Origin of the sequence: Sporosarcina quadrami, from assembly GCF_014836615.1 — a bacterium.
GTDB classification, from domain to species: domain Bacteria; phylum Bacillota; class Bacilli; order Bacillales_A; family Planococcaceae; genus Sporosarcina; species Sporosarcina quadrami.
On sequence record NZ_JACSQN010000031.1, the window covers coordinates 1 to 9,772 of the forward strand.

The 9,772-nt window shown below is 44.3% G+C and carries 8 protein-coding genes; 3 read left to right on the forward strand and 5 right to left on the reverse strand.

What is annotated here, in order from left to right:
- Positions 1-323 precede the first annotated feature (323 nt).
- Entirely contained in the window at positions 324-830 is a 507-nt protein-coding gene (locus H9649_RS17550; RefSeq protein ID WP_191696205.1) for a YwgA family protein, read from the reverse strand.
- Between the two features lie 15 nt (positions 831-845).
- On the reverse strand, positions 846-2,144 hold the full coding sequence (locus H9649_RS17555; RefSeq protein ID WP_191696206.1) for an HD domain-containing protein: 1,299 nt from the start codon (positions 2,142-2,144) through the stop codon (positions 846-848).
- A gap of 191 nt (positions 2,145-2,335) precedes the next feature.
- Here H9649_RS17555 and H9649_RS17560 point away from each other — a divergent pair, with 191 nt between their 5' ends.
- The gene (locus tag H9649_RS17560; RefSeq protein WP_191696207.1) at positions 2,336-2,971 is read left to right on the forward strand and encodes an RsfA family transcriptional regulator; all 636 of its coding nucleotides are present in this window, start codon (positions 2,336-2,338) and stop codon (positions 2,969-2,971) included.
- A gap of 20 nt (positions 2,972-2,991) precedes the next feature.
- Here H9649_RS17560 and H9649_RS17565 read toward each other — a convergent pair whose 3' ends face one another.
- A complete protein-coding gene (locus H9649_RS17565) occupies positions 2,992-3,825 on the reverse strand; it encodes a lipoate--protein ligase family protein (RefSeq protein ID WP_191696208.1) in 834 nt (277 codons plus the stop codon).
- Between the two features lie 211 nt (positions 3,826-4,036).
- Here H9649_RS17565 and hemQ point away from each other — a divergent pair, with 211 nt between their 5' ends.
- The gene (gene hemQ / locus H9649_RS17570; protein ID WP_191696209.1) at positions 4,037-4,786 is read left to right on the forward strand and encodes a hydrogen peroxide-dependent heme synthase; all 750 of its coding nucleotides are present in this window, start codon (positions 4,037-4,039) and stop codon (positions 4,784-4,786) included.
- A 46-nt stretch (positions 4,787-4,832) separates the two neighbouring features.
- On the opposite strand, the gene H9649_RS17575 is transcribed toward hemQ, so the two are convergent.
- Positions 4,833-7,886: an efflux RND transporter permease subunit gene (locus H9649_RS17575; RefSeq protein WP_225229986.1), complete on the reverse strand. Its 3,054-nt coding sequence runs from the start codon at positions 7,884-7,886 to the stop codon at positions 4,833-4,835.
- A 164-nt stretch (positions 7,887-8,050) separates the two neighbouring features.
- Positions 8,051-8,914 (reverse strand): DUF5700 domain-containing putative Zn-dependent protease, encoded by an 864-nt coding sequence (locus tag H9649_RS17580; RefSeq protein ID WP_191696210.1) that lies wholly within the window; start codon positions 8,912-8,914, stop codon positions 8,051-8,053.
- 147 nt (positions 8,915-9,061) lie between these two features.
- Here H9649_RS17580 and gerQ point away from each other — a divergent pair, with 147 nt between their 5' ends.
- Positions 9,062-9,409 carry a spore coat protein GerQ gene (gerQ, locus tag H9649_RS17585; protein ID WP_191696212.1) on the forward strand — a complete coding sequence of 116 codons (348 nt, stop codon included), beginning with the start codon at positions 9,062-9,064 and terminating at the stop codon, positions 9,407-9,409.
- Positions 9,410-9,772: the final 363 nt, after the last annotated feature.

A 9,772-nucleotide genomic window follows, 5' to 3' on the forward strand; every position in this document is an offset into this window, starting at 1 on the left:
TATCGTGGTTGAAAACATTTTATCATAGGGGATGGAAAATGCCTTTTCCTATTTACACAATTATATGGACTCTATCTTTCATTGAGCGCGGAAGGCCCCACATTGAGCGCGCGACGGCTTCGATTGAGCGCGGAAGGCTCTACATTGAGCGCGCGACGGCTTTCATTGAGCGCGATACCACCATTTACGAGCGCAGCATCTCCGTTTACGGGCGCGACAACACCGTTTACGAGCGCAGCGTACGCGGCATGGCTCCATACCCCTCCCACACTACCGCCGCGATTCAAAAAAAAATAGCCCTTCAAGTAAAAGGGCTTAAAAATTCAAGAAACCGAACACACTTGCAAGTCTGCGATGAAATCGAAGGCGTCTGCCATTTCGGCTTCTGTATAGTTTAGTTTGTTTTTGACAATGTGAACTTTTTCAATTTGCTCGTCCTTTGGTAAATGATCGAAGTAAAGGACCGTCGAGACGAGTTCAAGGAAACGAGAGCTTTTATCGTTCAGCCGCTCGATGCAGTCAGCCAGTTTCGCGTGTGGCGTGTCTGCTGTTTCAAGGAAACGGCCGCCTTCTTCTGTGACGTTGTAGCTATATTGGACGTATGATCCCTTATCCGTGCATTGTTCGGAGAGGAAGCCCATCTCGCACAATTCTTCTACGCGGAGAGTCAATTCCTCCGAATAGGGACCGTACATATGCAGTTCGTATTTCTCAGCAAATGGGAAGTCCATTTTCTTCGCGATATAAATCATCTTCTGCAACTTTTTTCGTCCGCTCACTTCTTGTGCCATCGCGACGAATTGTACTATTCTAGCATGTTCTTGCAGCAAGTCTTCCACTCCTTCCTAGTTTTTCAACAGTTCAAGAATTTTTCCGTATAAAGGATTTTCGTCTTTCCCTGACTCCAGCAAGTCTTCAGGGAAGTAGATTTTATGGTCAGTGCGTCGCTTGCCTGATATGGCTTCAACAATTTCGGATGAACGGGACAGCTCCCGCAATTCGCCATTACGCATTTGCAAATAGATTGGAACGCGTTCATTCTCTTCACCCGTCCGGTAAAAATCGTACGGTAGATCTGAAGACGAATCGGCGACGAGATAATATTCCGGGTCAATGCCTGCTTCTTTGAACAGCCGCTCCAGTTCACCGATTTTCCGGTATTCGGTCGCCGGCTCAAACTCCGCATATTGGAACAGTTGGCGATCGAGGAAACGATTGCATAAGTCCGACAAAATCGCGTCGTCCTCTTTCCGCCACCATTGGAAATACGTCATCAATATATTTTCATCCAAAGAAATATAGTCTTCCAACTCGATGACACGGTTAAAGAATGGCTTAAACGGCACGGGATCATAACGGAATGCATAACCCGTGTTATGTAAGTCTTTCGCTCGATGAAGGATCTTCATCAATATCACTTCAGCACTGCGAGAAACAGGATGAAAATACACTTGCCAGTACATTTGGTAGCGGCTCATAATATAATCTTCCACTGCATGCATGCCGCTAAACTTGATGACGACCTGTTCCTCTTCAGGTCGCATGACACGCAAGATCCGTTCCATATCAAAATGGCCGTATGACACGCCCGTATAGTAAGCGTCACGTTGTAAATAATCCATTCGGTCCGCATCTATCTGACTCGAAATGAGGCTGACGACAAGCTTGTCCGGATACGTTTTACCGATGACATCCGCCACTTTTTGTGGAAAATCCGGTGACACGCGTCTTAATACCGCATTCACTTCGGTATCCCCCGTCAAAATTGCTTGCGTGAACAACTCGTGGTCGAGCGTGAACACTTTCTCAAACGCATGCGAAAACGGTCCATGGCCAAGGTCATGCAGCAAAGCGGCACACATCGTCAACAGCCGTTCTTCATCGTTCCACTCCGCCCGTCCGCTAAATCCGTCATCAATGATCCGTCTGACAATCTCATAGACGCCGAGCGAATGTTGAAACCTTGTATGTTCAGCTCCGTGGAAAACGAGATACGTCGTTCCGAGTTGTTTAATACGGCGCAAACGTTGGAATTCCCGTGTCCCGATAACGTCCCAGATCACTTTATCACGCACATGAATGTACCGGTGAACAGGATCTTTGAAAACTTTCTCCTCAAATAGCTTTTCATTTTTATAGTCCATCATGCACCTCCGATCACTCTTTTCTTAAGTATATCAAATAGAAACCAATGAGGAAGATGAAAAAAGAACCCATCTTGTTCTATTCACTTTATATTTTTTGGAAAGTGTTCCAGTTTGGATGAATAAAAGGTTAGCGACCTGTCCACACTGTCAGTAAGAAAGAGACTATTAACATGGCAGGAGGCAAGGAGATGGTGAAAGTTAGACAGGATGCTTGGCTAGATGAAAATGATATTCTATTAGCGGAAACGGTGCTTCGGCACGTCCGTGAGGGCAGCACACAACTGAGCGCATTTGAAGAAGTAGGTGACGCACTCAATAGAACCGCGGCCGCTTGTGGATTTAGATGGAATGCAGTTGTAAGACGCGAGTACGAAACAGAATTAGCAGAGGCAAAAAAAGAACGGAAACAGGCGATGCGTGTACTTGGCGCAGATTTCAAACGCCGTACGCAACAGTTGTACAACCCGCCTTCAAGTGGCGAACACGATGAAAAGATGGCTGTTCCGCTGTCCGCATTGTCGCTGGACACAGTCATTGCGTACCTCATCCGCCTGCATCACTCGGGCGCAGGTGATTCCGAATCGCTACGATGGAAGCATACAGCTAAAATTGCAAACGAAAAAGTGAACGATCTCGAAAAGGAAATTGAAAAACTGCGGCAAGAAAATAAAAACATCCGCACCGATTATGAGCAGTTCGTACAAATCATGAACCGAGCGCGCCGTCTCGTCACTCTTGACGACGAAAATGACCGCACCGCTCCAGTTTTCAAAATGGAACGTAACGGCAATCTCGTATCAAAAGAACCGCCAATCAACCATTGATTCGGCGGTTTTTCTTCGTCCTATTTCCGCACAAGCATTTTCTGATTGCGTTCGACGACCCGTGTCAAATAGAACAAATACAGCTCCATCTCTTCAGGCGTGAATCCACCCGTCTGCACATCTTCGTCCGATAAAGCACCTAGCAGCAATTGAATGCGGATGCCGACTTCACTCACAGTGAACGGCTCGTCCAGCAGCTCTGACAAGGATGCCATCACATCTGGCTGAATGACCGGATACGTAAATTTCGTCTGTTCGCCTTGCAACCCTTTTTCGTATAAATCGCGAACGAGTTCTGCTCGTTTCGCACCGCTTCCTTCCACGCACAAATAGACTTGTACAGCAACACCCTGCCGAAGTCTCCTTTGGGAGATTCCGGCGAATTTCTTACCACCAATACTCAAATCATATGTACCTGGGCAGTAGGAACCGACAATTTCATAAGCTTCGATGCTGTCCTCAGCTTCAGGAAATAACAATTTCACGAAGGAAAGCATGGACTCATAACCTTCCGGAATATCAATGGAGCCGTCACTTTCTGAGAAAACAATGGAAATATTGAGGACGCCTTCGTCTAGCACGACAGCTAGGCCTCCAGAATTACGAACAATTGTCTTGTATCCTGCGTCATGCAAAATAGGCAATGCATCGTCGATATGCGGCAATCTGTGATCTTGGATGCCGAGTACGACAGTTTCGTCATGGACCCATGTCCGTACGGTCGGCACTGACAGTTTCTGACCGACAAGATGGCAAAGTGTATCGTCCATCGCAAATGATTCAAGCGCTGAACGGTTCAAGGCGGTCATCGATTCGTCGATGAAGCGCCATTTAGGTAATTGTAAGTTGGACATTTCATTAGCTCCTGAGAAGTCATATCTGTTTTTCATTGTCACGCATGAATTTACGTTTTTCCGCTCTAAGCATACACCAGTTTCAACTGTCTGAACAACCTTGCACTTCGTGTCAATTTGATGAATTCGACTGTTAGAAATCATGTTTATCATTTTGTTGTGCTACACTGATTATAGAAATAAATCCATTTACGAAGGAGTTTGATTCCATTTGAACGAAGCAGCTATTACACTCGATGGATGGTATGTATTGCATGATTTACGTACGATGGACTGGGCCTCTTGGAAGTTAATTTCAAAAGAGGAGCGCCAGGCAGCAACGGATGAATTTATGACTTTTCTTGATAAACTTCAACAAGCGGATGACAATAAAACCGGCGCACATGCTTTTTATACAGTCATCGGCCAAAAAGCCGATTTCATGCTTATGACATTGCGCGAAACGATGGACGAATTGCAGGAACTCGAAAATGAGTTCAACAAATTGACGATTGCGGACTTCACACTTCCTGCTTATTCGTATGTGTCTGTCGTAGAATTGTCGAATTATCTTGCGGGCGAATCCAATGAAGACCCGTATCAAAACCCACATGTTCGTGCGCGTTTGTATCCTGAATTGCCACGCAACCAATACATTTGTTTCTATCCGATGGACAAAAAGCGTGAAGGCAACGATAACTGGTACATGCTCGACATGGATGAGCGTAAAGCATTGATGCGTAGCCATGGCATGATCGGGCGCGGCTATGCAGGAAAAGTGAAACAGATCATTTCCGGTTCTGTCGGATTTGATGATTTCGAGTGGGGCGTCACGCTGTTCTCGAATGATGTATTGCAATTTAAGAAACTGATCTACGAAATGCGTTTTGACGAAGTAAGCGCACGCTACGGCGTCTTCGGTTCGTTCTTCGTCGGGACTTTGCTTGATGAAGAGAAGCGAAAATCATTTTTCACGATTTGAATACATTAAAAGAGAGCCGCATTTAGCAGCTCTCTTTTTTTATCGTTTATACAGCTTCGGCTCGATGTCCGATCAGTTTATAGTATACCAAGTAGAGTGACGGAATCATGACAAGCGTAAACAAACTTGAGAATGCAAGTCCTGCAATAATTGTAATTGCCAACGCTTCAAACAATGGATCTCCTGACAACGCTACAGGAATCAGAGCAACAATCGAAGTCAACGATGTCAATATGATTGGTTTAATACGAGCATAGCCGGACTCTACGATTGCCTCGACTACATTCATATTGCCTTGTAAGCGACGTGATTCCACAAAGTCAATCAATACGACAGCGTTTCGTACAACGATACCTGTTAGCGAAACAATCCCCATAACCCCAAGGAAACTGAGTGGCGTCTGCGTGATGAACAATCCAAGGATTGCTCCCGAAATACCTAAGTATACCGCAAACAACACGAGGAATGGCAGTGTGAACGATTTGAATTGGAACGCAATGACGAGATAGACGAGCAATAAGACGACTAAGAATAAAATCCCGATTTCAGCAAAGAAAGCCTGTTGGTCAGAGTTTTCCCCACCCGTAGAAATTGTGTATCCTTCAGGTAAATCACTCTTCGCTTCTTCTGACGCCCCAAGCATTGCATCTTTAAATCCTTCTGCCTCACCGAATGCTTTTAACGTAATAGAGCGTTCGCCATTTTCGTGAGGAATTTGTGTAAGTATTGACGTTTTTTCTGTCGTTACCAATTCATCCAGTGGCACGAATTCAGGCGGGCCATCTGTTTTCAAGGACGGAATACCAATTCCCGACAAGTCAATGGGCTCACCACTTTCCACTCCACGTTGTTTAAGCACGACTTGGTAAGGAATGTCATCTTCATATAGCTTGAACAGCGGAACGCCTTGTGTCAGTAACTGCAGTTGATTCGTCACCATGTTCAGGGAAATCCCTTTCTCCTGAAGCATTTGACGATTCGGGACATATTCATTCGCAGGAACGAAAGCGCCTAGATTGTCGGTAACGACGGTCGCACCACTCTCTAGCAATCGCTCTTTCAAGTCATCCCGTAACTGGGCAAGCTGATCAATATCATCCCCTGACACGGTTACCGTTACCGGTGCTCCGACAGGAGGTCCCTGAACAATTGTACCGAGGAAGATTTCAACATCTGCATATCGTTCACGTAGTTCAGGCTCCCATTTAGCAATGAAATCTGCAGCACTTGTGTGATCACGGTCAACACGGAACACCACCTGCCCTGTATTTGACCCTACATTGTCCATTGAAGCCGCAAACAAATTCGGCAAGCCGCTACCTGTAAAGATAGACGTTTCTTTAATATTTCCATCCTCTTCTTTAATAGTAGCAACAATATCTTTTAACACTTGGTCGGTTTCTTCAATGGAAGTACCAGCCGGTAGCCGGACATCCATCGTCACTTCTTCTTTATCAGCAGCTGGGAAAAATTCGAAAGGTGTTAAAAACGCGAGAAACAGCAAACCTGTAGCAATGACTAATCCCCCAATGCCAACAAGTAACGGACGTTTCAAGACGGATCGCAACACTTTTTCTGAGTAGAACTTTGCGAGCTTCTCCAGCGGCTTCCCTAGGAATCCTGGTGTATCCGATATTTTTTTAATACGCTTTTTCGTTTTCATATATTGCAACATCGGTACGAGTGTCACTGACAATACCGTCGAAGCAATGATCGTCGTTATTAAAATACTTGGCAACGCTTTAATGAACGCACCATTTCCACCTGATAGGAATAGTAACGGTGAAAACGTCACAACGATGGCAAGGCTCGAGGAAATGATGGACGTATAGACTTCCTTGACACCGTTCACTGCGCCTACTAACGGCGCATCCCCTAGCTTGTAGCGTCGTTGAATATTGTCATTGACAACAATACTATCATCAACAAGAATACCAATTGCAATGATTAATCCGATGACAGAGATTTGATTTAAATCGACTCCCATGAATGGAATCGGAATAAGTCCAATGAGTACAGAGGCCAAAACAGTAAAGGCAACCGCAAATGAACCATAAATCGTTAGTCCGGCAGTTGTGACAACCAACACTGCTATCACTGCAATGAGTAGAGAAATATACAAGCTGTTAAAGATCGTATTGACGTTCTTCGCTTGCGATTCATAATGGATTGTATCAATTCCATTCGGCAAGTCATCAATATAGCGATCCATTATTTTCGCAATCGTTTTATCCATAGACGGGATGTCTTTACCCGGTTGCAGGAAAATTGTATAGGAGATTGCCTGCTTCCCTTCAAACGTAATTAGATCATTTGCCTCTTTAGCAACTTCACCAATTTCGGCAAGGTCAGCTAACGAGATAGCCGCAGCACCGACTTGAAGCTGTTTTAGCTTTTCCACTCCTTGTTCTTGTAGCACAGTCAATACAAGTCGTTCAGTACCATTATCATGCGTACCGAGAGAAATAGGCTGATTTGCCTGTTGTAATGCATTTAAGACGTCACCTGGTTGTAAACGATATTGTCCTAATTTTTCAGGGTCAATACTAATTACAATTTGCTTTTCTGCAAATCCTTTTACCGTTGTGCCTGCAACACCTTCCACAGACTTAATTTCATCAGATAGTTTTACGAGTGATCGTTCTAAATCAGCAAGGTCAGCTTCCTCTCCTGTAAACATATAAGACGACAACGGAAATGCCAAGTCGAGCTTTCTCACTTCAGGAGACTGCGCATTTCCGGGTAATTCCGCCGCAGACCGCTGTACTTCTTGCTGAATTTTATTTATCGTCTGCTCTGAATCAACACCGTCTTTAAGTGACATTGTGATGATGGAAGCCGAATTCGCTGAAACCGAATTCATCGAATTGATGCCATCCACCTTTTTAATGGCTCGTTCGAGTGGATTCGTCACGGTAGACTCAACTTCTCCAGGTTCAGCACCCGGTAAAATTGTAGAAACCATGACGACATCAACAGGTGTTTCTGGAATTTCACGTTTAGGCAGTGTCAAAAACGTATAGATTCCAATGAGCATCAGTATGAAAATCAAAAAAATAAATAGTTTGCTGCGTTTCAATAAATACACCAGTGTCATCATCCCCTTCAATTTGCAATTCATTACCATAAAATGTTATAGATATATCCAATCATGTCATAGTATTCTCCTAATCTCAATAATAGAAACCTGGTAGATAACCAATCGTCAACAAGTTTATATTCCTGGATGGATTAGGGAGCTTACATTCATTTTATCAACAGACATTAGACTACTTCTTCTTTGTCCAACCACTGCAATATATCTGCTTTTACATCATTCCCGTTCCAAAACGTCAATGCTTCTTCCTCGCCTAGCTTTTCTACAAGTTGCTCGACGTAATCCGTACCCAGCAAATAACCTAACCGCTCATACCCGAAATAATTGCCGCCACGCAGTCGGAACCATTCCTTTTCCTTCACCATATCCCACTCTTCTGCTACATCTGCGAGAAATCTACGCTTAATCTCAGATTTATTTTCCTCATAACACGTCACCCACGGATCGCCTGCATCATCATATGTAAAATAGACTGATTCCTGTAGCCCAGGCACAATTTTCTTGGATATATATGTTGCCGCACCCTCCGTGAAAAGAGTTGTCAATCCATGCCCCCATTCAACGGTAGACCAGTCCAAACCTTGCCGCGTAGCTAAAGCAAAATGGGTGACGTGACCAATTTCATGGGCAACGATAACTTCCAAATGCTCCCGCTTTGCAGATAGCTTTTCCACAGCGAGAAAGATTTTCCGTCTATCATCTCTTGTTACAAAGGCGTTGGAGCCGAACGTACCTACCATTAATACGTGGCGAAGCGCTAAATCCAGTTGGAACACCTTTTGAAAACGTTTTTCCACCTCTTCAACAATTGACGGCAATGTATTTGAAATCGTACGGATGTCTTGAATTTTATCGTCATATTTATCAATCGCCATTAAAAGGCGCTCCTTTGTTTTAGGACAATGTATTGGGAAATAGTCTTCAAAAATCAATTCATTCTCGCTAAAATACTCTTCCAAGTCGGCAAGTGTTAATTGCTTTTTAGAATCAAACATAGTTAGAAAGCTCGGTATTCGATTGTCAATAGTCATTTTCTTTCCCCCTTTCCATTCAGTATAGATATCTTTCTGTCATTTTCATAGATTGAAAAGCATATTGTGGATTCGAGGAGGTTTTACCGTGGCATTGATTAGGCTAACAGGCAAGATTCTAGTGAACTCAGGAAAGGATGAAAACAAGTGAATCAGTACTATTGGTATCCAGGGTATCAGCAACAACAACAGCAGGCCATACCACCAGCTACGACGTATGTACCTAACGGAAGACCGCCATTCCGGGAAGAGTCGTATATTGAGAATATCCTGCGTTTGAATCGAGGGAAAATCGGCACATTCAACTTTTCTTTTGAAAGTGCCATCGAAGCAGGTAAAAACACTTTGGCGATTCGAGGCATGGTGGAAGCTGCGGGTCGCGACCACGTCATCATAAGCGAAACAAATACTGGCAGGCGTTACCTCATGCCAATGATTTACTTCGATTATGCGGTGTTTGATGAAGAACTGAACTATTTTAATCAGCAACCATAATAGAAAAGTCTTCCACTGCTCTTTGGGCAATGGAAGACTTTTTTGGTGTTTTTTTCTACATTTCTCTTTTTCCGGGTGAGTCAGAAACTTTTTCGGGCGCATGGCAAGCGTTTACGGGCGGGGGATCCTGATTTACGGGCGCACGAGGAGCTCTTACGGACGTTGCCTCATGATTTACGGGCGCATGAGGAGCTCTTATGGGCGCTGCCTCACGGTTTACGGGCGCAGAAACGATTATACGGGCGCTAGTTGTTAACCACCTCCACCACTTCACTACTCGCAAAATAGTCAAGTCCATAGTATTGTGTAAATTCCCTATTCATGTTTTCCATTGCCTATCAAATCATATACTTATACTCGGTA